The sequence below is a fragment of the Streptomyces sp. V4I23 genome (assembly GCF_030817975.1).
In the GTDB taxonomy this organism is placed as follows: Bacteria; Actinomycetota; Actinomycetes; order Streptomycetales; family Streptomycetaceae; genus Streptomyces.
In genome coordinates this window covers 4,449,073-4,471,698 of sequence record NZ_JAUSZW010000004.1, presented here as the reverse complement: position 1 = coordinate 4,471,698, position 22,626 = coordinate 4,449,073, and the positions used below count along the sequence as shown (strand labels likewise).

Here is a 22,626-nt window from a genome sequence, read left to right as displayed (position 1 = left end):
GGAAGGGTCCTCACATCCGGAAGACGCCGAAGCCGCCGCGGGCGCCCTCGACCGGTGCCGTGTGGATCGCGGACAGGCACAGGCCGAGCACCGTCCGCGTGTCGCGGGGATCGATGACCCCGTCGTCGTAGAGCCGCCCCGACAGGAACACCGGCAGCGACTCGGCCTCGATCTGCTGCTCGACCATCGCCCGCAGCCCGGCGTCCGCCTCGTTGTCGTACGGCTGTCCCTTCGCCGCCGCCGACGCGCGGGCCACGATCGACAGCACGCCGGCGAGCTGCTGCGGGCCCATCACCGCCGACTTGGCGCTCGGCCAGGCGAACAGGAACCGCGGGTCGTACGCCCGTCCGCACATTCCGTAGTGCCCGGCCCCGTACGAGGCGCCCATCAGCACCGACAGGTGGGGTACGCGGGAGTTGGACACCGCGTTGATCATCATCGCGCCGTGCTTGATGATGCCGCCCTGCTCGTACTCCTTGCCGACCATGTAGCCGGTCGTGTTGTGCAGGAAGACCAGAGGGATGTCGCGCTGGTTGGCGAGCTGGATGAACTGGGCCGCCTTCTGCGACTCGGCGCTGAACAGCACGCCCTGCGCGTTGGCGAGGATCCCGACGGGGTAGCCGTGCAGCCGCGCCCACCCGGTCACCAGGCTCGGCCCGTACAGCGGCTTGAACTCGTCGAAGTCCGAGCCGTCCACGATCCGGGCGATGACCTCCCGCGGGTCGAACGGCGTCTTCAGGTCCTCCGGCACGATGCCGAGCAGCTCGTCGGCCGCGTACTTCGGAGGCTCCGCCGGAAGGGGATCCGCGTGCGCCTTGCGCCAGTTGAGGCGGGCGACGATCCGCCGCGCCTGGCGCAGCGCGTCCTGCTCGTCGAGCGCGTAGTGGTCCGCGAGGCCGGAGGTCCGTGCGTGCATCTCGGCACCGCCCAGCGACTCGTCGTCGCTCTCCTCACCGGTCGCCATCTTCACCAGCGGCGGCCCGCCGAGGAAGACCTTCGACCGCTCCTTGATCATCACGGTGTGGTCGGACATGCCGGGGACGTACGCCCCGCCGGCCGTCGAGTTGCCGAACACGACCGCGATCGTCGGGATGCCGGCCGCCGAGAGCCGGGTGATGTCGCGGAACAGCGCCCCGCCGGGGATGAAGATCTCCTTCTGGGAGGGCAGGTCCGCGCCGCCCGACTCGACGAGCGCGATGCACGGCAGCCGGTTGGCGTACGCGATCTCGTTGGCGCGCAGGGCCTTCTTGAGCGTCCACGGGTTGGACGCGCCGCCGCGCACCGTCGGGTCGTTGGCGGTGATCAGGCACTCGACGCCCTCGACGACGCCGATGCCGGTGACGATCGACGCGCCCACGGGATAGTCGCTGCCCCACGCGGCGAGCGGTGACAGCTCCAGGAAGGGGGTGTCGGGGTCGAGCAGCAGCTCGATCCGCTCGCGCGCGAGCAGCTTGCCCCGCTTCCGGTGCCGGGCGACGTACTTCTCGCCGCCGCCCGCGAGCGCCTTGGCGTGCTCCGCCTCCAGGTCGGCGAGACGGGCGAGCATCGCCTCGCGGTGGGCGGCGTGTTCGGGGCCCGTCACATCGAGGGCCGAGCCGAGGACGGTCACAGCAATGCCTCCGGGATGTCGGCGTAGCGGGCGCGCAGCCATTCGCCCAGCGCCTTGGCCTGCGGGTCGAAACGGGCCTGCGCGGCGACCCCTTCGCCGAGAATCCCCTCGACGACGAAGTTCAGGGCGCGCAGGTTGGGCAGCACGTGCCGGGCGACGGACAGCCGGGCGGTCTCCGGGAGCAGGACGCGCAGCCGCTCGGTGGTCAGCTCGTGGGCGAGCCAGCGCCAGGCGTCGTCGGTGCGGGCCCAGACGCCGATGTTGGCGTCGCCGCCCTTGTCGCCGCTGCGGGCGCCCAGGACGAGACCGAGGGGGGCGCGACGGGTCGGGCCGGGCGGCAGGGGTTCGGGCAGCGCGCCGGGGGGCACGCCGCCGTCCGGTGCAGCGCCGGGGGGCACGTCGCCGTCCGGTGCAGCGCCGGCGGCGGACGGGATGTCCACGCGCTCCCCGTCCGGCAGCACGGCCGTGTGCGGGACCGTGGCGGCCGGGACGTACGCCGCGCCGAACACCCCGTACGGCGCGCCCTTGCCCGGGGGGGCCGTCACGTGGAAGCCGGGGTAGCTGCCGAGCGCGAGCTCGATCGCGGCGCTGCTCACCGCGCGTCCGACGCGTTCGGCGTCCGGGTCGCGCACCACGAGCCGGAGGTAGGCGCTGGCGCGTTCCTCGGTGTCGGCGTCGGCCGCGTCGGTGCGGGCCAGCTCCCAGCGCACCTCGGCGGGCCGCTGCTTGCCGAGCGCGTCCTCCAACTGGTCCCGCACCAGGCGGGCCTTGGCCTCGACGTCGAGCCCGGTCAGCACGAACACGACCTCGTTGCGCCAGCCGCCGATGCGGTTGAGCCCCACCTTGAGGGCGGGCGGCGGGGCCTCGCCGCGCACGCCGGAGATCCGCACCCGGTCCGTGCCGTCCTCCTCCAGGCGTACGGTGTCGAGCCGGGCGGTCACATCCGGTCCCGCGTACCGGGCGCCGCCCGTCTCGTACAGCAACTGCGCGGTGACGGTGCCGACGTCGACCAGGCCGCCGGTGCCGTCGTGCTTGGTGACGACGCAGGTGCCGTCGGCGTGGATCTCGGCCAGGGGGAAGCCGGGGCGGCGCACGTCGTGACCGGTGAAGAACGCGTAGTTGCCGCCGGTGGCCTGGGTGCCGCATTCGAGGACGTGCCCGGCGACGACCACGCCCGCGAGCCTGTCGTACTCCTGCGGTCCCCAGCCGAAGTGGGCGGCGGCGGGGCCGGTGACGAGGGCGGCGTCGGTGACGCGGCCGGTGACGACGACGTCCGCGCCGGCACGCAGGCAGGCGGCGATGCCGGCGCCGCCGAGGTAGGCGTTGGCGGTCAGCGCGTCGGGGAAGCGGGCGGACAGGTCGTCGCCCTCGACGTGGGCGACGCGGACGGGGACGCCGGTCCGTGCGGCGAGGGCGCGGACGGCGTCGGCGAGTCCGGCGGGGTTGAGCCCGCCCGCGTTCGTGACGATGCGGACGCCGCGTTCGTGGGCGAGGCCGAGGGTGTCCTCCAGTTGCCTCAGGAAGGTCTTGGCGTAGCCCAGGCGCGGGTCCTTGAGGCGGTCGCGGCCGAGGATGAGCATGGTCAGCTCGGCGAGGTAGTCGCCGGTGAGCACGTCGAGGGGCCCGCCGGTGAGCATCTCGCGCACGGCGTCGAACCGGTCGCCGTAGAACCCGGAGGCGTTCCCGACGCGCAGCGGCGCGCTGCTGCCGCGGGGGGCCTCGCCGCCGGTCGGGGCCGGGTTCATCGGCGTCCCCCGCCGGTGCCGCCACGGGTGTTGCCGCCGGGCTCGGGCCCGCCGGCCGGGTCGGTGGATGTGCCGCTGTGCCCGGCCGCCCTGTGGGCCCCCGGCCGGCGTCCCTTGCCGGGCGGGCCCGCGAATGCCTGGGCGATGTCGAGCCATTGGTCGGCGTCCGGGCCCGTCGCGTGCAGCGACAGGTCCGCGCGGTGCGCCCGCTGCGTGACCAGGAGGCAGAAGTCCAGCGCGGGGCCGGTCACCTTCTCCAGGCCTTCGGCATGGGGAACCCCAGCCGCGTCCTCGGGGCCGTACGTCCACAGTTCGCCGCCGGGTCCGGTCAGTTCGACGCGGAACGGCTCGGCCGGCGGGGTCAGCCCGTGCACCCGGTAGGCGAAGTCCCGCGTCCGCACGCCGATGCGCGCGATCTGGGCGAGCCGCGCCGTCGGCTTCCGTACGACGCCGAGCGCGTCGGCAACGTCCTGGCCGTGCGCCCACGTCTCCATCAGGCGCGCGGTCGCCATCGTCGCGGCGCTCATCGGGGGTCCGTACCAGGGGAACCGGGTGCCGGGCGGGGCCTCGCGCAGGGCTGTCAGCAGCAGTTCGCGGCCCTCGCGCCACCGGTGCATCAGGTCGGCGGGTGGCAGGGCCACGCCTTCGGCCGCGCCGTCGTCGACGAACGCGTGCGGCGCGGCGAGCGCCTTGGCGACCTCCGCGGCGAAGGAGTCCGGATCGGTGACCGCCGTCAGCGCGGCCCGGTCCGTCCAGGCGAGGTGGGCGATCTGGTGGGCGACGCTCCAGCCCTCGGCGGGGGTCGCCGCGGCCCACGCTCCGGGGGCCAGGCCGGCGACCAGTCGGTCGAGTTCATCGCTTTCGTCGCGCAGGTCGTCGAGCACGGCAGTCGGATCGGACACGTAACGCTCCCTGGTGGGCACGACGGTTCGTGCCCCGGAGCATGGCAGCGTTCCAGAAAACAAGCAAGCGTGCTTGCTTTGATTTTTTTGGCGGCCATCCGGGCCCTTCCGGCACCATCAACGACCCCCGCCCTGGTCAGGGACGAACCCGGCTCCCGCGTACCGCACCCATGCTCGCCACCACGACCAGCGCGATCGCCACCACCTCGGCAGGCACCAGGCCCTGCCCCAGGACGAGGAATCCAGCCGTCGCCGCGATCGCTGGCTCCAGGCTCATCAGCACGGCGAACGTCGCCGCGGGCAGCCTGCGCAGCGCCAGCAGTTCGAGGGTGTACGGGAGGACCGACGACAACAGCGCCACCGCGAGGCCGAGCCCCAGCGTGGAGGGCACCACCAGCTTCGACCCGGCCTCCATCAGGCCCAGCGGCAGACTGAGCAGCGCGCCCACGGCCATCGCCAGCGCGAGCCCGTCCGCCTGTGGGAAGCGCCGCCCGGTGCGGGCGCTGAAGACGATGTACGCCGCCCACATCGCGCCCGCGCCCAGGGCGAACAGCGCGCCCACGGGGTCGAGCCGGTCGAAACCGCCGCCGCCCAGCAGGAACACGCCCGCGAGCGCGAGCCCCGCCCACAGCAGGTTGACGAGCCTGCGCGAGGCGATCACGGACATGACGAGCGGGCCGAGCACCTCCAGGGTGACGGCGGCGCCCAGCGGGATGCGGTGGGCGGCCTGGTAGAAGAGGACGTTCATCGCGGCCATCGCGGCGCCGAAGGCGACGACCGTGCCCCAGTCGGCGCGCGAATGCCCGCGCAGGCGCGGCCGGCACACGACGAGCAGCACAAGCGCGGCGAGCACGAGCCGCAGCGTGACCACGCCGAGCGGGCCCGTGCGCGGCATCAGCATCACGGCGATCGCGGCGCCGAACTGTACGGACAGCGCGCCCGCCACGACGAGGGACACGGGCCCGAGCTTCCGCCGCGACCGTCCCGCCTGTGCCTCGGCCACGGGCCCGGCCCCCTCGGGCAGCACGACGACGGCCCCGGCGGCGCCGGGCCCGCCCGCACCCGCCGTATCGCCCGTCCCCGCCGGACCGCGCGCCCCCGTGGGTACGCCCGTACGTCCGTGCGCGGACCCCGCCTCGTTCACCGCCCGGCCTCCCTGCTCACCTCGTCCCACGACCATCCCCTCCACGCTACGGACCCGCACGTGCCCCGTGAAATGCGGATCTCGCTGCGCTTATGCTCGGGACGTATGAGCATCGAGCTGCGTCACCTCCGCTGTTTCCTCGCCATCGCCGAGGAGTCGAGCGTGACCAGGGCCGCCGCCCGGCTGAACCTCACCCAGCCCAGCGTCTCCCGCTCGCTCGCCGCCCTCGAGAGGCACCTCGGCACCCGGCTCGTCGACCGCTCCACGCACCACCTCGCGCTGACCGCCGAGGGGCGGGCGTTCCGCGACAAGGCGGCCGCCACCGTCGCCGCCTTCGACGAGGCCCTCGACGCGGGCCGGCTGCTGCGCACACCGCTGCGGCTCGGCCACGCCTGGGCCGCTCTCGGCCCGTACACCACGCCGCTGCTGCGCCGCTGGGGGCGCGAGCACCCGGAGACACCGCTCGAACTGCTCCGTATCGACGACCGCACGGCCGGGCTGACCAGCGGCCGGGTCGACGCCGCCGTCCTGCGCGGTCCCGTCGACACGCCGGGCCTGGTCACGGCGCTGCTGTTCACCGAGGCGCGCGTCGCCGCGGTCACGGCGGACGGTCCGCTCGCGGCGCGCACCACGCTCACGCTCGCCGACGTGGCCACCGGGCCCGTCGTCCTGAACACCGTCTCCGGCATGACCACCCCCGATCTGTGGCCGCCCGACGCCCGGCCCGCCGACACGCTCACCGTCGGCAACACCGACGACTGGCTGACCGCCATCGCGGCCGGCCGCGGCGCGGGCGTCTCGGCCGCCTCCACAGCCGAGCTGCACGCCAACCCCGGCGTCGCCTACCGCCCGCTGACCGACGCCCCGCCGGTCCCGGTCCTGCTCGCCTGGCGCGCCACGTCACCGCACCCGGCGATCACCGCCCTGCTGCACCTGGCCCGCCAGGTGGCGACCTCGCCCCACTGACGGGATCCTGCGGCCCTTACCTGCGCCCGGCCTGTGGGCGACTGGCTGGTCCGCTTGGAGGCGGTGTGCGGGCGCAGCCCCGCAGCCCGCGCCCGCCAAGGCGCACGGCGCGCAGGCCCTCGAAGGGGAAACGCTCACAGACCGTCCGCCAGGACCTCCGCCAGGTGCCGCGCCCGGCGGTCGGTCAGCTGGTCCAGCTGGGTCCGGCAGGAGAAGCCGTCCGCCAGCAGCACCGTCTCCTGCGACGCCGCCCGCACCGCCGGGAGCAGCTGCTCCTGCGCACACGCCACCGACACCTCGTAATGGCCCGCCTCGAAACCGAAGTTGCCGGCCAGGCCGCAGCAGCCGCCGCTCAGCTCCCCGCTCAGCCCGGCCTTCTCGCGCAGCGCCCGCTCGGCCGCGTCGCCCAGCACCGCATGCTGGTGGCAGTGCGTCTGGCCCGCCACCGGGCGGTCCAGACGCGGCGGGCTCCAGTCCGGGGCGCACTGCCCGAGGGTCTGCGCGAACGTCCGCACCGAGGCCGCGAGCCGGGCCGCCCGCGGATCACCGCCCAGCAGTTCCGGCAGGTCCGTCTTCAGCGTCGCGGCGCAGCTCGGCTCCAGTACCGTGACGGGCGCGCCCAGTTCGAGCAGCGGCTCCACCGTGTCCAGGGTGCGCCGCATGACCGAGCGTGCCCGGTCCAGCTGGCCCGTGGAGACGTACGTCAGCCCGCAGCAGACCCGGCCGGGCGGCACCACGATCCCGACGTCCGCCGCCTCCAGGACCCGTACCGCCGCCATGCCCACGGACGGCGACAGCCGGTCGGTGAAGGTGTCCGGCCACAGCACCGTCGTACGGCTCCTCGCGAACACCCCCGTGCGCTCCCGCAGACGGTCCCGCAGCAGGCGGCTCAGCGGACGGGGCGCGAGGACCGGCAGCCGCCGCTCCGGCGCGATCCCGCACATCCGCTTGGCCAGCGCGGCCGCCGGGCCGAAGCGGGCGAGCGCGTTGACGGCCGGCGCGAACGGCCCGGCGAGCCGCAGCCACTCCGGCAGCCGGCCCATCGCGTAGTGCGCGGCGGGCCTGCGGCGGCCCGCGTAGTGGTGGTGCAGGAACTCCGCCTTGTACGTGGCCATGTCCACGCCCACCGGGCAGTCGCTGCGGCAGCCCTTGCACGACAGACACAGGTCGAGCGCGTCCAGCACCTCCGCCGACCGCCAGCCGTCCGTGACGATCTCGCCCGCCAGCATCTCGTGCAGTAGCCGGGCCCGCCCCCGCGTCGAGTGCCGCTCCTCGCCGGTCGCCCGGTACGAGGGGCACATCACGCCGCCGCCGGCCGCGGGCTGCTCCGTACGGCACTTGGCGACGCCGACACAGCGCCGCACCGCGCCCGCGAAGTCGCCGCCGTCGTGCGGGTAGCCGAACGCGACATCGACCGGCCGCCTGGGCAGCACGTCGAAGCGGAGGTCGGTGTCGAGCGGGCCGGGGCGGACGAGCACGCCCGGGTTCAGCAGGCCGTCGGGATCCCACAGGTCCTTGAAGGCGCCGAAGACGCCCACGAGTTCGGGCCCGTACATCCGTGGCAGCAGCTCCGCGCGCGCCCGGCCGTCGCCGTGTTCGCCGGACAGCGACCCGCCGTGCGCGACGACGAGGTCCGCCACCTGTTCGGAGAATGCCCTAAAGCGCGCCACCCCCTCCCGGCTCATCAGGTCGAAGTCGATGCGGACGTGGACGCAGCCGTCGCCGAAGTGCCCGTAGGGGGTGCCGCGCAGGCCGTGCGCGGCGAGCAGGGCGCGGAAGTCGCGCAGGTACGGCCCGAGCCGCACCGGCGGGACGGCGCAGTCCTCCCAGCCGGGCCACGCCTCGCCGCCGTCCGGCGTCCGGGTCGCGGTGCCGGCCGCGTCCTCGCGAACGCGCCACAGCGCCCGCATGCCGGCCGGGTCGTCGACGACCGTGCCGTCGAGCGCGTCGGCGGCCCGTACGATCCGCGCCGCGCGCGAACGCGCCTCGGCGGCCGTGTCGCCGCCGGTCTCGACGAACAGCCAGGCCGCGCCGCGCGGCAGGCCCGCCGCGTCCGGTACGAGGTCGTCGGCCATGCCCTCGACGGTCAGCGGCCGGTGGGGCAGGAGGCCGGGGGCGGCCTCGGCGGCGGCGCTCTCGTCGGGGTAGCCGAGCACGGCGAGGGCGCGGGCGGCCGGGGTCTCGACCAGGCCGACGGTCACCTCGGTCAGGACGGCGAGGGTGCCTTCGCTGCCGCAGAAGGCGCGGGCGAGGTCGGCGCCCTTCTCGGGAAGCAGCGCGTCGAGGGCGTAGCCGGAGATCCGGCGCGGCAGGCCGTCGGGATAACCGGTGCGCAGGAGCGCCAGGTTGGCGCGGACGAGGTCGTCGAGGCCGGGCGGGACGCCGGTGGGGCCGCTGCCCCGGCCGAGGGTGACGGGGGCACCCGTCGAGGTGACGGCCTTCAGGCTGCGGATGTTGTCCGCCGTGGTGCCCCAGCGCACGGAGTGGGCGCCGCACGAGTTGTTCCCCACCATCCCGCCGATCGTGCACCTGCTGTGCGTCGACGGGTCCGGCCCGAAGGCGAGGCCGTGCGCCCGCACCGCCGCCTGGAGCGTGTCCAGCACCGCTCCCGGCTGCACGACGGCCGTACGGGCCCCGGGGTCGACGGAGACGATCGCGTTCATGTGGCGCGTGAAGTCCAGGACGACGCCGACGCCCGTGGCCTGGCCGGCGATCGACGTACCGGCGCCGCGCGCCACCACCGGCACCCCGTGCTCGCGGCACACCGCCAGCGCCGCCGCCACGTCGTCCGCGTCGCGCGGCGCCACCACGCCGTCGGGGACCCGCCGGTAGTTGGAGGCGTCCATGGTCGTCAGGGCCCGTGCCGTGGCGCCGAAGTCGACGTCGCCGCGCACGGCGGCTGTGAGCGCCCGCGCCACGTCGTGCGTATCCCCTGTCATGTCTCCCAGGATGACCCGCACTGCACGCCTCACACCTGCGTCTCCTCCGGCGAGCCGGTCACGGTCGCGCACGGAGTCCGGCGGAGAACGGAAAGAGACGCGCCGGACCCCTTGCCCAAGTGATCGCCAACTCTCCTATAGTGACCTCCACTTGATCAGCATGCAGCGGCTTCGACACTCCCCACCGCATCCCCGGAAGGCACCGTTCGATGACCGGCACCGACGAGAAACGATGACCTGCGCCGGGGCACAGCTCAGCGCGATGAAGATCGTGGTGGCCGGTGGTTCCGGCACGGGAAGCACGACGATGGTGCGGTCCGTCAGCGAGATCCGCCCCCTGCACACGGAGGAGCCGATCAGCGTCCCCGCCGCCGTGCCGGGCCGGACGGTGACGACGGTCGCGCTCGACTTCGGGCGTCTCACTCTCGACGAGCGCACGGTGCTCCACCTCTTCGGCATGCCCGGGCAGGACCGGTTCCGCTTTCTGTGGGACCCGCTCCTGGACGGCACGACCGGCGCCGTCGTCCTCGTCGACACCCGCGCGCTCGACGGCGCCCGGTACGCGATCGACTGCCTGGAGGGCCGCGACACGCCGTTCATCGTCGCCGTCAACGACTTCGGCGGTCCCTTCCGATCGGAGGACGAGATCCGCGGGGAGCTGACCCTCGGGCCGGACGTCCCCCTCGTCGAGTTCGACGCCCGGGACCACTCCTCCAGCAAGTTCGTCCTGATCGCCCTGCTCAAGCACCTCAAGGAGCTCGCCGGCTGATCCCGCAGCTCAGGGCCGTGCCGTCGGCCTCATGGCCCGTCTCATGGCCCGTCTCATGCTCCGGACCGGGTCGGCGTCGGGCGGCCTGAGGGGATACGCTCCGGCTCGTGGCTGATATCCAGATTCCCGCTGACATCAAGCCCGCCGACGGCCGTTTCGGCGCGGGCCCCTCCAAGGTGCGTACGGAGGCGCTGGACGCCCTGGCCGCCACCGGCAGCTCCCTGCTCGGCACCTCCCACCGCCAGGCTCCGGTCAAGAACCTGGTCGGTGAGGTGCGCGACGGTGTGCGCGAGCTGTTCTCCCTGCCCGAGGGCTACGAGGTGATCCTGGGCAACGGCGGCTCCACCGCCTTCTGGGACATCGCGACGTACGGGCTGATCGAGAACAAGTCCCAGCACCTGTCCTTCGGCGAGTTCTCGTCCAAGTTCGCCAAGGCCTCGAAGCTGGCGCCGTGGCTGGCCGAGCCGACGGTGATCTCCTCCGACCCCGGCACGCACCCCGAGGCGCAGGCCGAGGCGGGCGTCGACGTCTACGCCCTGACCCACAACGAGACCTCGACCGGTGTCGCGGCCCCGGTCAAGCGGGTCGCCGGCGCCGACGAGGGCGCGCTGGTCCTGGTCGACGCCACCTCGGGCGCGGGCGGTCTGCCGGTCGACATCGCCGAGTCGGACGTCTACTACTTCGCCCCGCAGAAGTCCTTCGCCGCCGACGGCGGACTGTGGCTCGCCGTGTTCTCCCCGGCCGCGATCGAGCGCGCCGAGCGCGTCCACGCGTCCGGCCGCCACGTGCCGGAGTTCTTCAGCCTGCCGACGGCGATCGACAACTCCCGCAAGAACCAGACGTACAACACCCCGGCGCTGGCCACCCTCTTCCTGCTGAACGAGCAGCTGAAGTGGATCAACGGCCAGGGCGGCCTCGACTGGTCGGTGCGCCGCACGGCCACGTCGTCGCGCACGCTCTACGGCTGGGCCGAGGCGTCGAAGTACGCGACCCCGTTCGTCGTGGACCCGGCGAAGCGCTCGCAGGTCATCGGCACGATCGACTTCGCGGACGAGATCGACGCGTCGGCGGTGGCGAAGGCGCTGCGCGCGAACGGCATCGTGGACACCGAGCCGTACCGCAAGCTGGGCCGCAACCAGCTGCGCATCGCGATGTTCCCGGCGGTCGACCCGGCGGACGTCGAGGCGCTGACGGCATGCATCGACTACGTGATCGAGAAGCTGTAACGGCGGACTGTACGACGAAGGGCCCGGCGGCCGAACACGACGCAGCGTCGCCGAACACCGCCGGGCCCTTCGCGTCGCCCGCGCCCCCGCCGGCCCTCATCCCATGTGCGCCTTGACGTGGTCGATGACCTCGTTGAACTCCTTGGTCGGCGAGAAGTCCAGGTACTCGCAGTCCTCCAGCGCCTCCGGCACGTGCCCGGCCGGCCAGTAGAAGGCCTGGCCCGCCTCGTAGATCTCGTCGCCGGAGGCGGTGCGCATCTTCAGCCGCCCGGAGAAGAGATATCCCCAGTGCGGGCACTGGCACATGTCACCGGGCAGGCCCTTGACCGCCTCGGTCATGTCGGTGCCCTTGGGGAAGCGGACGAACGCGGCCGTCATGTCACCGCCGACCTCCGTCATACGGAGTTCCACGCCACCGCCTTCGATGGCTACAGGGGTGTCCTCGCGGGTGGCTGCCGTCATGTTTCCTCCACTGCCGAACGCGGTCCCGGCACCGGGTTCCCCGGCCTCCTCTCCAGTCTCGACCCGGTGGCGCGAGGGGTCGAGACGGGAGAAAGACCCCAGGTCAGCGGCAGCGGCGCGATGATCACTCGAAGGTATGACGATCTGCCTACCGGACACCTGACGGCCCCGCGCCCTACGATGATGCTCTCGACACCAGCCACCAGGAGGCCCGCATGTCTGCCGCAGCAGTCGAGCACCCCTGCGACCCCTGTGACGGCGAGCCGCCGACGCTGCTCGAAGAGGCCAACCGCCTCATGGAGCTGCTTCCCGGCCACCGAGTCGAGATCATCGGAGGCATCCTCACCGTGACGCCCTCTCGGGACAGCGCGCATGCCAGGGCGCTCACCAGGATCATGCGTCCATTCATGCTGGCCGGACTGGACGGCGGGGAAACCGAAGTACTCCAGGGCGTGGGGTTGTGGCTTCCGGACGGCCCCGAGGACTACGCCATCCCCGACATGGCCATCGTGGATGCCGACATCGACGAGCACCTGATCCGGAACAACTGCTACGACCCCGCCGTCTTCCGGCTCGTCGTCGAGGTCACATCCAGCAACTACCGCAACGACCTGCGGAACAAGGTCGTCGCCTACGCCCGGGCCAAGATCCCGGTCTATGTGATCGTCGACCGCAAGCACACCCGCGTGCACGTCCTGACCGCCCCCCTCCCCGACGGATACGACAGCCACGAGGTCTACGCCCCCGGCCAGCAGATCACCCTTCCCGCCTCCATCGGCGCCGAGGTGAAGCTCGACGCGGCCGAGCTGCTGAAGGCGGGACAGCGCCGGACGCCGGACGAACCCGTCACCGACTGAGCCGCTGGAAGCGCCGGACCGCGAGCGGCAGGCGAACGGCCGGGACCTAGCCACGCTTCCGGCGGCGCAGGGCGAACACCAGCAGCGCCCCGCCGCCGAGCAGGAGCAGACCGTACGTCGTCGCGCCGGCCTCCTCGCCCCCGCCGCCGGCGCCGGCCGCGTCGTCGCCACTGGGCCGTGCCGTGCCACCGCCGCCGGAACCGCCCTCGTCACGCGTCGGCGTCTCCACCCGCTCGACGCGGCTCCGTTCGCCCTCCGTGCCGAACAGCAGCGCCTTGCCGTCGAGCGTGTACGTCACCGACTCCGCCTGCCCCTGGATCGGAGCGCGCACCCGGTGGTCGGCACCGAGGCGGCCGTCCTCCCAGGCGTAGCCGCGGGCGCTGAAGTACGAGCGCAGCACCAGCTCCTCGCCGTCGGGGGAGAACGCGCCGTCGGTCACCCACGGCACCTCGCCGATCCTCCGGAAGGTGTTGGTCCCCGACGCGCTGAGCGTCGCCGGGCCCTCGTAGAGCCCGCCCCCGTCCTCGTTCTTCGAGGCGATGTACACGCGGCCGGTCCTCGGATGCACCATCAGCGCCTCGGCGTTACGCGGCCCGTCGGCGTACTTCACGACGAACTGCGTGGCGTCCACCGTCTGGTCGCGCAGCCGCGACGGCTCGCGGAAGCGGTAGATCCACACGTGGTCCCAGCCGCCGTCGAGGTTGTCGCCGATGTCACCGACGTAGACGTTCCCGTCCGCGCCGACGGAGATCGCCTCCATGTCCCGCGGCGTGCCCACGCCTCGCAGGGTGATCGTCGCCACCGTCTCGCCCGTCGCCGAGTCGACGGCGAAGACGCGGGGCTCGTCCTGGTCGTTGTGCGTCCAGTAGATCCCGGGGTGCGCCCGGCTCGCCGCGAGCCCGCTGGACTCGGTGATCCTCGGGTCCTCGATGGTGAACCCGTCGTCGTCCGCCGCGGCGGGCACGGCGGCGGCGAGGACGAGCGCGGCGGCGAGGCCGGTGACGTACGGAAGCGAACGCATGCCCCCAGCCTGCCACCTCCGCCCCGCGTCGCTACGGGCGTACGGCGGTGACCAGCCAGGCCGTGCTGCGCAGCCGGACCGCGCCGTCCTTCTCGTACGCGCGCAGGACGTCCGCGAGTTCGCGCCGGGCCCGCTCGCCCGTGGCCTCGTCGACCTGGGCGAGCAGATGCCGCCCGGGTCCCGAGCTCAGCAGGAACGCGGTGGCGTCCTCGGCGTCGCTCCCCCACCTCCCGTACGCCTCCACCCACTCGGCCGCGATCCCGTCGAAGCCGGCCCCCGACAGCACCTCGTGGATGTGGTCGGGGTCGGCGAGCGAGAACATGCCCGGCCCGCCGGTCGCCCCGAAGCCGCCCAGGGGCAGCAGGCCACGCAGCCGGGCGAGGGCCTGGAGCCACTCGTTGTCCCCGCCGTCCGCGGCCACGACGAACGCCGCTCGGCCGCCGGGGCGCAGGCCGGCGCGGATGTTGGCGAAGGCGGCGACGGGGTCGGCGAAGAACATGACGCCGTAGCGGCTGATGGCCACGTCGAAGGCACGGCCCTCCAGCGGATGCAACTGGGCGTCGCCGCGCTCGAAGACCACGTTGCCGAGGTTCTCGGCGCGGGCGGAGGCGCGGGCGCGCTCCAGCATCGGGGCCGACAGGTCCAGGCCCGTGGCCCGGACCGCGCGCCGGGCGGCGAGGCGTGTGGTGGCCCCCGCGCCGCAGCCGATGTCGAGGACGGTGTCCTCGGCGCGGATGGCGGCGGCGGCGAGCAGGGGCTCGTTGAACCCCTCGTTGACGGCGTCCCAGCGGTCCTGGTGGCGGGCCCAGTGGGCGCCTTCGTCACCGTTCCACGCCTGCTCCTGCTCGGTGTTGACGACGTTCTGCACGACAGTGCCTCCCGACTAGTATGGGCGTACGCCCAAACAGTATGGGCAAACGCCCATACTGTCCATGCCCCTGGAAGGGATCCGGATGTCACCGCGCGGAGTCGCCGTACCCAACGCCCGCGAGCGGCTGTTCGCCGCCGCCGAACGCGTCGTCGCCGCGGCTGGCCCCGGCGCCCTGACCAGCAGGGCGGTAACGGACGAGGCGGGCTGCTCCAAGGGCCTGCTGCACGCGCACTTCGCGGGCGGACTGGACGAGTTCGTCGCGGAACTGGTCCTGGACCGCCTCGCCCGCACGGCCGCGCTCGCGGCGGACCTCCCGGCCCGCGCGGGCACGGACACGGTCGCGGCCAACCTCTCCGGCGTCGCCACCGCCCTGCTCACCGCCACCGGGCCGGACGTCTCGGGCCTCGCCCTCACCCGCCCCGGCGCCGCCGAACGCTTCCGCGACGCGATGGCGTCCGGAGCGCCGGGCTTCGCCGCGATCCAGGAGTCCGTCACCCGCTACCTGGACGCCGAGCGGTCCCTCGGCCGCGTCCCCGCCGGTCTGGACACGGCGGCCGCGGCGCTCGCCCTGGTGGGCACGGTCCACCACCTGCTGATGACCACGTGGCCCGGCGCGCCGGACCCGCGCGAGCAGGTCGAACGACTGGTGCCGCTGCTGATCCGTCAGTGACCGTTCAGCGACCCGTCAGTGGCCCGACGGCTCCCACACGGCGCAGTCGTGCGCGAACAGCACCCGCGCCGGGTCGAAGCCGGCCAGCCGCTCCACCCAGGCGGGGTACGGCGGGAGCGGCTGCGCCACGCCGTCGCGGGCGGCCCGCCGCGCGAGGTCGGCCGCACCGAAATCAGCCGCGGTGTCATACGCCTGTCCGGCCAGCACGTATGCCCCGCCGGGACGCTCGACCACCAGGGACTGGTGCCCGTCGGTGTGCCCCGGCGTGGGCACGACCCGCACCCCCGGCCGGATCTCGGCCTCGCCGTCCAGCTCCTCGTAGCGGGCGCCGGGGAAGTCGACCAGGTGGTCGAGCGTGTAGTCGCCGCGCCGGGCCGTCGCCAGCTCGACCCGCTGCACCAGCAGCGGCACCCCGGCGAACAGCGGGTTGCCGCCGCAGTGGTCGAAGTGCAGGTGACAGTTGACGACGAGCGAGACCTCCTCCGGTCGCACCCCGACTGCGCCCAGCGCCTCGACGAGCGGCCTGCGCCGCGGCCGGTACCGCGCCTCGACCCCGTCGTGTCCCGCACCGACCCCTGTGTCGAAGAGGATCAACTCGCCGTCGGTGCGCACCAGATACGCGAGCACGGGCTCGACCCGCGGATGCGGGCCGCCCGCCTCGGCAGCCGAGCGGACGAAGTAGCCGAGATCGAGCCGGTGCACCACGGTGTCGGTCGCCATCGCCCCATCCTGCCCCTGCGGGGCGGGGCCGTGTCCAGCCTCACATCGCGGACCACTGACGGGTTACCGACGGGTTCGGCGATGATGACGCCCATGCGTTTCCTGTTCGTCGGCGACTCCATGACCATCGGACGCGCCGGCGACTACAGCTGGCGCTACCGGATGTGGCAGCACCTCACGTCCCTCGGCGAGCCGTACGAGATCGTCGGCCCGCGCACCACGCTGTACGACACCGGGGCGAACGCCCCCCTGTCGACGGCGTACGCCGACCCGTCCTTCCCCGCGGAGGCCCGCCGCCACCTGGCGGGCTGGGGCGAGGGCTGGCTCCACATGGCCCCCGTCATCGGGGAGACGGTCGCCGCCTGCCGAGCCGAGGTCCTCCTCGTCTCCCTCGGCCTGATAGACCTCGGCTTCTACACCAACAGCGACCAGACGGCCGCGAACGCCCGGGAGTTCATCGCCCGGGCCCGCGAGGCCGACCCGCACGTGCGCATGGTCCTGCTGCCGGTCATCCCCAACGTCCGCGCCGAGTCCGACGCCCCGTTCGCCGGCGAGTGCGACCGCTTCAACGTGCTCCTCGCGAAGGCGGTCGCGGACCTGGACACACCGGCGTCCCCGATCCTGCTGGCCTCGCGCCCGCCGTCGTACGACATCCACCGCGACACCTACGACGGCACCCACCCGGGCCCGACCGGCGAGCACAAACTGGCGGCCGCGTTCGCCGACGCGATGCACCAGGCGTGGGGACTGGGCCGGCCGTACCGGGCCGCCGCCTGAGGGATACGGTGCGGCGGGACACCGCGAAACCGGGGAGAGCAAGCAGATGACCGTCATACGCCGCCTGGCGCAGTACGTGGCACTGCCGCTGGCGCTCGTCGCCGTCGCGGGCTACGCCTGGTACCAGTTCAGCGACACGGGCAAGCGCTGGCGCTACGAGGAGGCGTTGGCCTCGTACTGCGAGGGGCTGATCCCGCCGGAGGAGTCGGCGGTCTTCACCGACTACGACACGCAGGAGGGCCTGCCGAAGGACCTGCACATCGGTGGGTCCGACGGCTACGAGTTCTGCTGGGTCGGCAAGACCGCGCTCACCATCGCCCGCATCCCCGAAACGGCCCGCGACGACGACGGACGCCGGGGCGTGTTCGACGATCTGCGCCCGGAGAGGACGGGCACGCTGCCGATGGCGCTGGGCGGCGGTTGGCACGGTTACACCAACCTCAAGAGCACCGCCGTCGTACTGGACTGCGGCAACCAGGACGCCTCCGTCGTCGTGAACTCGTCCGGTATCGGAGACGCGGTGGCGGGCCGTGGCACCGCCGAGCTCGTCGCGGCCACCGCGGTCAGGGCGGCCGAACACTGGAACTGCGAGGCCGAGACCGGAGGCCCGATCCCGGACGTCCCCGCGGAGCCGGAGGAGAAGTCCCGCTTCGAGGCGAAGGGAACGTGCGCGGGCATCCCGATGCGCGACCTGGACAGCATCCACTGGATCAAGGAGACACCGACGACGGACTCCTCCCTGCTGGAGACCTGCGTGCTGGGCGAGACGGGGGCCTCATCGGTGGAAATGTTCCAGATCAGCGCCTTCTTCGGCCCCTTCGCGCAGGCCCAGTACCCGGACTACGAGTCCACCCGGGACGCGGGCCGGTCCGGAAACGACTTCTCCTGGGCCACCGCCAAGTGCCCCGGCACCAGCGCCCGCGCGCTCTTCACGATCTCCGCCGCCCAGTACGCGCACGAGGAGGTCCCCGGCTTCGCCCGGTCGGCGCTCACCGCGTTCGCCGAGCGCTCGGCGGAGCAACACGGCTGCACGGACCTGAAACTGCCGGGCTGACACCGAAGCAGGCTTCCGCGTCCGGGACACGGGCGCCCGGCTCGCGTCACCGCGCCCGGGGCGGCGCGGTGACGCCTGCGGGCGCCCGTCCGCCGAACGGGGCACGGCGGACGGGTGCGGGCGAGGCGTCAGAAGACGAACGGCCCCGGGTTCTGCGGTGACGTCGCCGTGCACTGCGCCGTGACGCCGAAGACCACCACCGTCAGGGACGTCGCCTCCAGGCTGTCGCCCGAGGCGACCGTGCCGTTCAGCGGGCCCGTCGAGACCGCGCCGCCGGCCGGGATCGCCGGGTTGGCGTTGCCGGTGAACGTCGTCGTGCCGGAGCCGTTCCTGGTGAGGGTGAGCGTGGACTCGACCGAGTTCTCCGAGAGGGCGATGGGCGCCTTGATCGCCTCCGTCGAGACCTCGATCGTCGCGGCCGTGCCGTCCTGCGTGGCCTTGAGCGTCGCCGTACCGGAGCCGTAGGAACCGCAGTCGAACGACAGCGTCGCCGTCTCCGGCGTCACCCGAGGCGCGGCGTATGCCGTGGTCGCGGTCGCGAGCGTGCCGGTGGCGAGCAGGGCGGTGAGGAGCAGGGTGCTGTGTTTCATGGGGGATCCCGCCTTCGTGTGGGGGTCACGGGCTGGCGGACGTCATTGCGGCACGGAGCTCCGGAGAAGGGAAGGGGCGCACTCCCGCGCGCCCCGACAACGGCCGGAATCCGCCCCCCTGCCACAGGAGCGGCTAGGCCCGCACCAGCCGGTTGGCGAGCGTCGACATCGTGTACGTGCCGATGCCCATGACCACCTCCAGGGCGTTCTGCGGGGTGAACCCGTGGGCGAGGAAGGCGCGCAGCTCGGCGTCGCCGACCGCGCCCGCCGTGCGCAGCACCTCCAGCGCGAACTGCCGTACGCCTTCGAGTCGTTCGTCGGGCAGTGGGCGCTGTTCGCGCAGCGCCGCGATCAGCTCGCGGTCCGCGCCGAGCGCCCGCAGCTTGCCGGTGTGCATGGCGATGCAGACGTGGCAGTCGTTGCGTACGGCGACGGTCATGACGACGGTCTCGCGGGCGAACGGTTCGAGCGTGGTCCGCTCGAAGGCGGCGCTGAGCGTCAGGAAGCCGTCGAGCAGGTGGGGCGAGGTGGCGAGCCGGGCGACGGCGGCCGGCAAGACCGTCGACCGCCTGGTCACTCTCGGCTACGCGGAACGCGCCGACGACCCCGCCGACGCCCGCCGCAAGCTGATCCGCCTCACCCCGCACGGCCTGGACGCCCTGGCCCGCTCGGCCGCGATCTTCGACGAACTGCGCGCGGAGTGGGCGGCTTCGATGGGCGCCGACCGCCTGCGCGACCTGGAGGACGCCCTGCGCACCGTGACCGGGCCGGAGAGCTTCCCCTGGACGCGGCGGGCTGGCTGGGCGGCGCATGACGGCAGAGGTGCGACGGCAATCAAAGACGTAACCCAGTCACCGTGCGTATCGTTGCACTGCGCGGCTGCATGCGTTCGAGCGGCAGCCGGGGAGGAGCGCCACGATGACCGTCGCAGATGTCGCAGAGACCGACAGGATCGACATGGCCGAAGACAACGACGAGCGAACCTTGGACGAGATGTTCAGGTGGCTCGAATCCGCCCCCGAAGGATTCAAGGTCGAGGTTGTCGAGGGGGCCGTCTTCATGTCGCCACAGCGGGACAACCACTGGGAGATCATCGCGGATATCTACGAGCAGTTGCGGACCAAGTATCCGCGCAAGCGCGTGAAGTCCGACGTGCGCGTCGACTACCCAGGCCACCTCAACGGATTCGCCAGCGACGTGACCGTCATGGCGGAGGGCGCGAACAAGACACCCGAAGGCCGCTGGCGCTATCAGGACGTCGAGTTCGTCGCCGAGGTGATCTCCAAGGGCACCGGCCACAACGACTACGGCCCCAAGAAGGCCGCGTACGCCGTCGCCCAAGTTCCCGTCCTCCTGATCGCCGACCCGTACCAGGGCAAGGTTCACCTCTACACCGATCCCAAGGACGGCGACTACACCACCGAGACCACCGTCGCCTTCGGCACCGACGTCGACCTCACCCACACCCCCGTCGGCCTCACCCTCACCACCTCCGAATTCCCCCGCGAATAGCGGAGGCTGGGGCTCCTCCCGACTCGGGCGTTACCCTCCGCAGACAGCATCCCCCACGCACGTCTCCGCCGTCCCGCGTCCGATGGAGTCCCACGTGGCCGATGACATACCGCAGTTGACCGTCACCTCCCAGGACGGCGGCCGCCTGTGGACCCTGCGGGCCCCGGCCGGGACGCTGCTCGGGCCCGTCGTCGCGGGCGGCGCCGTCTACGTACCCCTGACGGGGGGCCGCATCGCCGCCCTGGACGCGAACAGCGGCCACCTCCTGTGGTGCAGCAGGCAGCTCACCGATCCCCGCTCCCACGCCCTGGCACGGGCAAACGACACGATCGTGCTGCCCGTCCAACGGGACTTTGAGCGCAGCGCGTTCACCGCCCTGGACGCCGCGTGTCCCGCACCCGCTTCCCGAAGCGGACCGTGCAGCGCTTCGCCTACGACCCCGTACTCCTCGACGGGGGCCGCGCCCTGTTCTCCGCGTCCCTGAAGCGCGGGGCCCTGCTGTACGCGTACGCGGGTCGGGACACCGCCGAACCACTCGCGAGCCCGCACCTCGGCTGGTGGCGCTTCACGTCCTTCAACAGCCCCGCCGCCTGCGTCGGCGACCGGCTGTACGCCGTCACCTGGCGCGACCGGCTCTACGAGGCCGACGCGAGCGGCGGCCGCCGCGGACTGCGTTCCGTCCCGCTCACGGCGCCGGACGGCCGGACGCTGCGCAGTCCGTCCGAGCCGGCCGCCGGACCGGGGCACCTGTTCGTCGGCGGGAAAGAGGCGGTCGCGGGCGTCGTCGACGGCGAGGTCCGCTGGGTCGCGCCCACGAACCTGTGGAGCAACACCCCTGTCCCCCTCGGCAGCGACCGGGTGCTGTTCCTGTCCCGGAGCAAGGACGGCACCACGGCCCGACTGCACTGCGCGGACGCGGACACCGGCCGCCGCCACCCGTGACACCGGGCCGCGCGCCCTTGCCTGGAGTGGACTCGAAGCAGTTGGCTTGGGACACATGAGGTACACGCAGCTCGGACGCACCGGACTCAAGGTCAGCCGACTCGTCCTGGGAACGATGAACTTCGGGCCCCAGACCGACGAGACCACCAGCCACACCATCATGGACGCCGCACTCGACGCGGGCCTGAACTTCTTCGACACCGCCAACGTCTACGGCTGGGGCGAGAACAAGGGCCGCACCGAGGAGATCATCGGCAACTGGTTCGCCAAGGGCGGCGACCGCCGCGACAAGGTCGTGCTCGCGACCAAGGTCTACGGGAACATGGCCGCCGACGGCGACCCGTGGCCCAACCACGACCGGCTCTCCGCCCTCAACATCCGCCGCGCCGTGGACGCTTCGCTGAAGCGGCTGCGGACCGACTACATCGACCTGTACCAGTTCCACCACATCGACCGCCGCACCCCCGTCGAGGAGATCTGGCAGGCGATCGACGTCCTGATCGGGCAGGGCAAGATCCTCTACGCCGGCTCCTCCAACTTCCCCGGCTGGAAGATCGCCCAGACCAACGAGACCGCGCGCAGGCTCGGCTCGTACGGGCTGGTCAGCGAGCAGTGCCTGTACAACCTCGCGGAGCGCCGCGCCGAGATGGAGGTCATCCCGGCCGCACAGGAGTACGGCCTCGGGGTCATCCCCTGGTCGCCGCTGCACGGCGGGCTGCTCGGCGGCGTGATCAAGAAGGAGAACGAGGGGGCCCGGCGCACGAGCGGCCGCTCGGCCGACGCGCTGGCGAACTCGGCCGTGCGCGAGAAGGTGCAGGCGTACGAGGACCTGCTCGACAAGCACGGTCTGGAGCCGGGCGAGGCGGCGCTGGCGTGGCTGCTGACGCGCCCCGGCGTGACCGGCCCGATCGTCGGCCCGCGCACGGCCGGCCAGCTGGAGTCCGCGCTGCGGGCGGTCGAACTGGAGCTGTCCGAGGAGGTCCTCACGTCCCTGGACGAGATCTTCCCGGGACCGGGGCCGTCACCGGAGGCCTTCGCCTGGTGACGCCGCCACCGCGCCATGGCGGCCGTGGCCGGGCTACTTGCCGGCCAGGGCCGCCACCGCGACGATCACGAACATCAGCACCAGAACGGCGGCCATGATCTGGTTCCGGGTCTTCGGGTTCACCCGTCGAGGTTAACCCGCGGGCTTCAGCGGCCAGGAATCGACCACCTCGTAACGGGGCCCCGCGCCCGGCACGCCGCCGCCCGGCAGGTTGCTGCGGACCAGCGAGAGCTCCTCCACGTGCCAGGGGGAGCCCTCGAAGTCGTCGAGCGCCTCGACGTAGGGGCGCAGGTCCGTGTCCTCACGGGCGCGGGCGATGGTCAGGTGGGCGTGGTAGCTGCGGTGCTCGTTCATGTCGATGCCCGAGCGGCGGGCGGCCGCGTCGGCGCGCTCGGCGAGCAGCCGCATCGTGTCCAGCCCGCCGGCGGCTCCGGCCCACAGGGCGCGCCGCCCGAAGCGCCCGCCGCGGTGCAGGCGCAGGGGGAACGCCTCGGTCCGGTGCGCGGCCCGCGCGAGGCGCTCCCGCAGCTCGGGCACGAGGTCGCCGCCGACCTCCCCCATGAACGCGAGCGTGAAGTGCCACCCCTCCCGCCCGGTCCACCGCAGCCGGTCGGCCCCGGCCAAGCTGCTCAACCGGTCGACGGCGAGCCCGAGTTCGTCGACGGCGGGGGCGGGCGGGAGGACGGCGGCGAAGAGTCTCATGCGCCCAGTGTGCCGCGTCCCCCCACGCGGGGGCTCCGCCCCCGTGGCCCCCGCGCCTCAATCGCCGGCGAGGCTGATTTCGCGCAGCGAAATCCAGCCCGTC

General features: G+C 73.1%; 23 protein-coding genes and 1 pseudogene. 12 read left to right on the top strand and 12 right to left on the bottom strand.

Annotated features, from left to right (window positions below):
* Positions 1–10 precede the first annotated feature (10 nt).
* From QFZ82_RS22675 to QFZ82_RS22660, 4 genes are all read right to left on the bottom strand, one after another.
* Complete coding sequence (locus QFZ82_RS22675; protein WP_307714890.1) at positions 11–1,609, bottom strand: acyl-CoA carboxylase subunit beta; 1,599 nt, start codon at positions 1,607–1,609, stop codon at positions 11–13.
* The gene (locus QFZ82_RS22670) at positions 1,606–3,354 is read right to left on the bottom strand and encodes an acyclic terpene utilization AtuA family protein (protein ID WP_307714889.1); all 1,749 of its coding nucleotides are present in this window, start codon (positions 3,352–3,354) and stop codon (positions 1,606–1,608) included. Before QFZ82_RS22670 ends, QFZ82_RS22675 begins: the two co-directional genes overlap by 4 nt.
* Complete coding sequence (locus tag QFZ82_RS22665; RefSeq protein WP_307714888.1) at positions 3,351–4,256, bottom strand: TIGR03084 family metal-binding protein; 906 nt, start codon at positions 4,254–4,256, stop codon at positions 3,351–3,353. Before QFZ82_RS22665 ends, QFZ82_RS22670 begins: the two co-directional genes overlap by 4 nt.
* Positions 4,257–4,392: 136 nt before the next feature.
* Positions 4,393–5,436: a DMT family transporter gene (locus QFZ82_RS22660; protein ID WP_307714887.1), complete on the bottom strand. Its 1,044-nt coding sequence runs from the start codon at positions 5,434–5,436 to the stop codon at positions 4,393–4,395.
* Positions 5,437–5,505: 69 nt separating this feature from the next.
* On the opposite strand from QFZ82_RS22660, the gene QFZ82_RS22655 reads away from it, so the two are divergent.
* The gene (locus QFZ82_RS22655) at positions 5,506–6,366 is read left to right on the top strand and encodes a LysR family transcriptional regulator (protein ID WP_307714886.1); all 861 of its coding nucleotides are present in this window, start codon (positions 5,506–5,508) and stop codon (positions 6,364–6,366) included.
* A 134-nt stretch (positions 6,367–6,500) separates the two neighbouring features.
* On the opposite strand, the gene QFZ82_RS22650 is transcribed toward QFZ82_RS22655, so the two are convergent.
* Positions 6,501–9,305: an FAD-binding and (Fe-S)-binding domain-containing protein gene (locus tag QFZ82_RS22650; protein WP_307714885.1), complete on the bottom strand. Its 2,805-nt coding sequence runs from the start codon at positions 9,303–9,305 to the stop codon at positions 6,501–6,503.
* A gap of 232 nt (positions 9,306–9,537) precedes the next feature.
* On the opposite strand from QFZ82_RS22650, the gene QFZ82_RS22645 reads away from it, so the two are divergent.
* A complete protein-coding gene (locus QFZ82_RS22645; protein WP_307714884.1) occupies positions 9,538–10,074 on the top strand; it encodes an ATP/GTP-binding protein in 537 nt (178 codons plus the stop codon).
* A gap of 107 nt (positions 10,075–10,181) precedes the next feature.
* On the top strand, positions 10,182–11,300 hold the full coding sequence (serC, locus tag QFZ82_RS22640; RefSeq protein ID WP_307714883.1) for a phosphoserine transaminase: 1,119 nt from the start codon (positions 10,182–10,184) through the stop codon (positions 11,298–11,300).
* Positions 11,301–11,396: 96 nt separating this feature from the next.
* Here serC and QFZ82_RS22635 read toward each other — a convergent pair whose 3' ends face one another.
* Positions 11,397–11,762 (bottom strand): hypothetical protein, encoded by a 366-nt coding sequence (locus QFZ82_RS22635; protein WP_307714882.1) that lies wholly within the window; start codon positions 11,760–11,762, stop codon positions 11,397–11,399.
* 215 nt (positions 11,763–11,977) lie between these two features.
* Here QFZ82_RS22635 and QFZ82_RS22630 point away from each other — a divergent pair, with 215 nt between their 5' ends.
* Positions 11,978–12,619 carry a Uma2 family endonuclease gene (locus tag QFZ82_RS22630; protein WP_307714881.1) on the top strand — a complete coding sequence of 214 codons (642 nt, stop codon included), beginning with the start codon at positions 11,978–11,980 and terminating at the stop codon, positions 12,617–12,619.
* Between the two features lie 46 nt (positions 12,620–12,665).
* On the opposite strand, the gene QFZ82_RS22625 is transcribed toward QFZ82_RS22630, so the two are convergent.
* Both QFZ82_RS22625 and QFZ82_RS22620 read right to left on the bottom strand, forming a co-directional pair.
* Positions 12,666–13,640, bottom strand: a complete 975-nt coding sequence (locus tag QFZ82_RS22625; protein WP_307714880.1) for a WD40 repeat domain-containing protein — start codon at positions 13,638–13,640, stop codon at positions 12,666–12,668.
* Positions 13,641–13,671: 31 nt separating this feature from the next.
* Complete coding sequence (locus QFZ82_RS22620) at positions 13,672–14,508, bottom strand: class I SAM-dependent methyltransferase (RefSeq protein ID WP_307714879.1); 837 nt, start codon at positions 14,506–14,508, stop codon at positions 13,672–13,674.
* Between the two features lie 85 nt (positions 14,509–14,593).
* On the opposite strand from QFZ82_RS22620, the gene QFZ82_RS22615 reads away from it, so the two are divergent.
* Positions 14,594–15,181, top strand: a complete 588-nt coding sequence (locus tag QFZ82_RS22615) for a TetR family transcriptional regulator (protein ID WP_307714878.1) — start codon at positions 14,594–14,596, stop codon at positions 15,179–15,181.
* A 15-nt stretch (positions 15,182–15,196) separates the two neighbouring features.
* On the opposite strand, the gene QFZ82_RS22610 is transcribed toward QFZ82_RS22615, so the two are convergent.
* Positions 15,197–15,901 carry an N-acyl homoserine lactonase family protein gene (locus tag QFZ82_RS22610; protein ID WP_307714877.1) on the bottom strand — a complete coding sequence of 235 codons (705 nt, stop codon included), beginning with the start codon at positions 15,899–15,901 and terminating at the stop codon, positions 15,197–15,199.
* Between the two features lie 93 nt (positions 15,902–15,994).
* On the opposite strand from QFZ82_RS22610, the gene QFZ82_RS22605 reads away from it, so the two are divergent.
* Together QFZ82_RS22605 and QFZ82_RS22600 are read left to right on the top strand one after the other, a co-directional pair.
* Positions 15,995–16,678 (top strand): GDSL-type esterase/lipase family protein, encoded by a 684-nt coding sequence (locus QFZ82_RS22605; protein WP_307714876.1) that lies wholly within the window; start codon positions 15,995–15,997, stop codon positions 16,676–16,678.
* A gap of 46 nt (positions 16,679–16,724) precedes the next feature.
* Entirely contained in the window at positions 16,725–17,732 is a 1,008-nt protein-coding gene (locus QFZ82_RS22600; RefSeq protein ID WP_307714875.1) for a hypothetical protein, read from the top strand.
* Positions 17,733–17,860: 128 nt separating this feature from the next.
* Here the strand turns inward: QFZ82_RS22600 and QFZ82_RS22595 are convergent, their stop codons facing one another.
* Both QFZ82_RS22595 and QFZ82_RS22590 read right to left on the bottom strand, forming a co-directional pair.
* A complete protein-coding gene (locus QFZ82_RS22595) occupies positions 17,861–18,322 on the bottom strand; it encodes a hypothetical protein (protein WP_307714874.1) in 462 nt (153 codons plus the stop codon).
* A 133-nt stretch (positions 18,323–18,455) separates the two neighbouring features.
* Positions 18,456–18,899 (bottom strand): carboxymuconolactone decarboxylase family protein, encoded by a 444-nt coding sequence (locus QFZ82_RS22590; protein WP_307714873.1) that lies wholly within the window; start codon positions 18,897–18,899, stop codon positions 18,456–18,458.
* On the opposite strand from QFZ82_RS22590, the pseudogene QFZ82_RS22585 reads away from it, so the two are divergent.
* From QFZ82_RS22585 to QFZ82_RS22565, 5 genes and pseudogenes are all read left to right on the top strand, one after another.
* A pseudogene (locus QFZ82_RS22585) lies at positions 18,868–19,136 on the top strand (MarR family winged helix-turn-helix transcriptional regulator); the annotation flags it as partial. The gene QFZ82_RS22590 and the pseudogene QFZ82_RS22585 overlap by 32 nt on opposite strands.
* A 104-nt stretch (positions 19,137–19,240) precedes the next feature.
* Entirely contained in the window at positions 19,241–19,834 is a 594-nt protein-coding gene (locus QFZ82_RS22580; protein ID WP_307714872.1) for a Uma2 family endonuclease, read from the top strand.
* A 94-nt stretch (positions 19,835–19,928) separates the two neighbouring features.
* Positions 19,929–20,318, top strand: coding sequence for a PQQ-binding-like beta-propeller repeat protein (locus QFZ82_RS22575; protein ID WP_307714871.1), 390 nt, complete (start codon positions 19,929–19,931; stop codon positions 20,316–20,318).
* Positions 20,222–20,776 carry a hypothetical protein gene (locus QFZ82_RS22570; RefSeq protein ID WP_307714870.1) on the top strand — a complete coding sequence of 185 codons (555 nt, stop codon included), beginning with the start codon at positions 20,222–20,224 and terminating at the stop codon, positions 20,774–20,776. Before QFZ82_RS22575 ends, QFZ82_RS22570 begins: the two co-directional genes overlap by 97 nt.
* 55 nt (positions 20,777–20,831) lie before the next feature.
* Positions 20,832–21,821: an aldo/keto reductase gene (locus tag QFZ82_RS22565; RefSeq protein ID WP_307714869.1), complete on the top strand. Its 990-nt coding sequence runs from the start codon at positions 20,832–20,834 to the stop codon at positions 21,819–21,821.
* A 132-nt stretch (positions 21,822–21,953) separates the two neighbouring features.
* Here QFZ82_RS22565 and thpR read toward each other — a convergent pair whose 3' ends face one another.
* The gene (gene thpR, locus QFZ82_RS22560; protein ID WP_307714868.1) at positions 21,954–22,523 is read right to left on the bottom strand and encodes an RNA 2',3'-cyclic phosphodiesterase; all 570 of its coding nucleotides are present in this window, start codon (positions 22,521–22,523) and stop codon (positions 21,954–21,956) included.
* Positions 22,524–22,626: the final 103 nt, after the last annotated feature.

Bases quoted from the DNA above. Each gene is read 5' to 3' on its own strand.
- QFZ82_RS22670 (WP_307714889.1), bottom strand. From the start codon at position 3,354: ATGAACCCGGCCCCGACCGGCGGCGAGGCCCCCCGCGGCAGCAGCGCG.
- QFZ82_RS22660 (WP_307714887.1), bottom strand. From the start codon at position 5,436: ATGGTCGTGGGACGAGGTGAGCAGGGAGGCCGGGCGGTGAACGAGGCG.
- QFZ82_RS22655 (WP_307714886.1), top strand. From the start codon at position 5,506: ATGAGCATCGAGCTGCGTCACCTCCGCTGTTTCCTCGCCATCGCCGAG.
- QFZ82_RS22650 (WP_307714885.1), bottom strand. From the start codon at position 9,305: ATGACAGGGGATACGCACGACGTGGCGCGGGCGCTCACAGCCGCCGTG.
- QFZ82_RS22645 (WP_307714884.1), top strand. From the start codon at position 9,538: ATGACCTGCGCCGGGGCACAGCTCAGCGCGATGAAGATCGTGGTGGCC.
- QFZ82_RS22635 (WP_307714882.1), bottom strand. From the start codon at position 11,762: ATGACGGCAGCCACCCGCGAGGACACCCCTGTAGCCATCGAAGGCGGT.
- QFZ82_RS22630 (WP_307714881.1), top strand. From the start codon at position 11,978: ATGTCTGCCGCAGCAGTCGAGCACCCCTGCGACCCCTGTGACGGCGAG.
- QFZ82_RS22625 (WP_307714880.1), bottom strand. From the start codon at position 13,640: ATGCGTTCGCTTCCGTACGTCACCGGCCTCGCCGCCGCGCTCGTCCTC.
- QFZ82_RS22615 (WP_307714878.1), top strand. From the start codon at position 14,594: ATGTCACCGCGCGGAGTCGCCGTACCCAACGCCCGCGAGCGGCTGTTC.
- QFZ82_RS22610 (WP_307714877.1), bottom strand. From the start codon at position 15,901: ATGGCGACCGACACCGTGGTGCACCGGCTCGATCTCGGCTACTTCGTC.
- QFZ82_RS22605 (WP_307714876.1), top strand. From the start codon at position 15,995: ATGCGTTTCCTGTTCGTCGGCGACTCCATGACCATCGGACGCGCCGGC.
- QFZ82_RS22600 (WP_307714875.1), top strand. From the start codon at position 16,725: ATGACCGTCATACGCCGCCTGGCGCAGTACGTGGCACTGCCGCTGGCG.
- QFZ82_RS22595 (WP_307714874.1), bottom strand. From the start codon at position 18,322: ATGAAACACAGCACCCTGCTCCTCACCGCCCTGCTCGCCACCGGCACG.
- QFZ82_RS22580 (WP_307714872.1), top strand. From the start codon at position 19,241: ATGACCGTCGCAGATGTCGCAGAGACCGACAGGATCGACATGGCCGAA.
- QFZ82_RS22565 (WP_307714869.1), top strand. From the start codon at position 20,832: ATGAGGTACACGCAGCTCGGACGCACCGGACTCAAGGTCAGCCGACTC.
- thpR (WP_307714868.1), bottom strand. From the start codon at position 22,523: ATGAGACTCTTCGCCGCCGTCCTCCCGCCCGCCCCCGCCGTCGACGAA.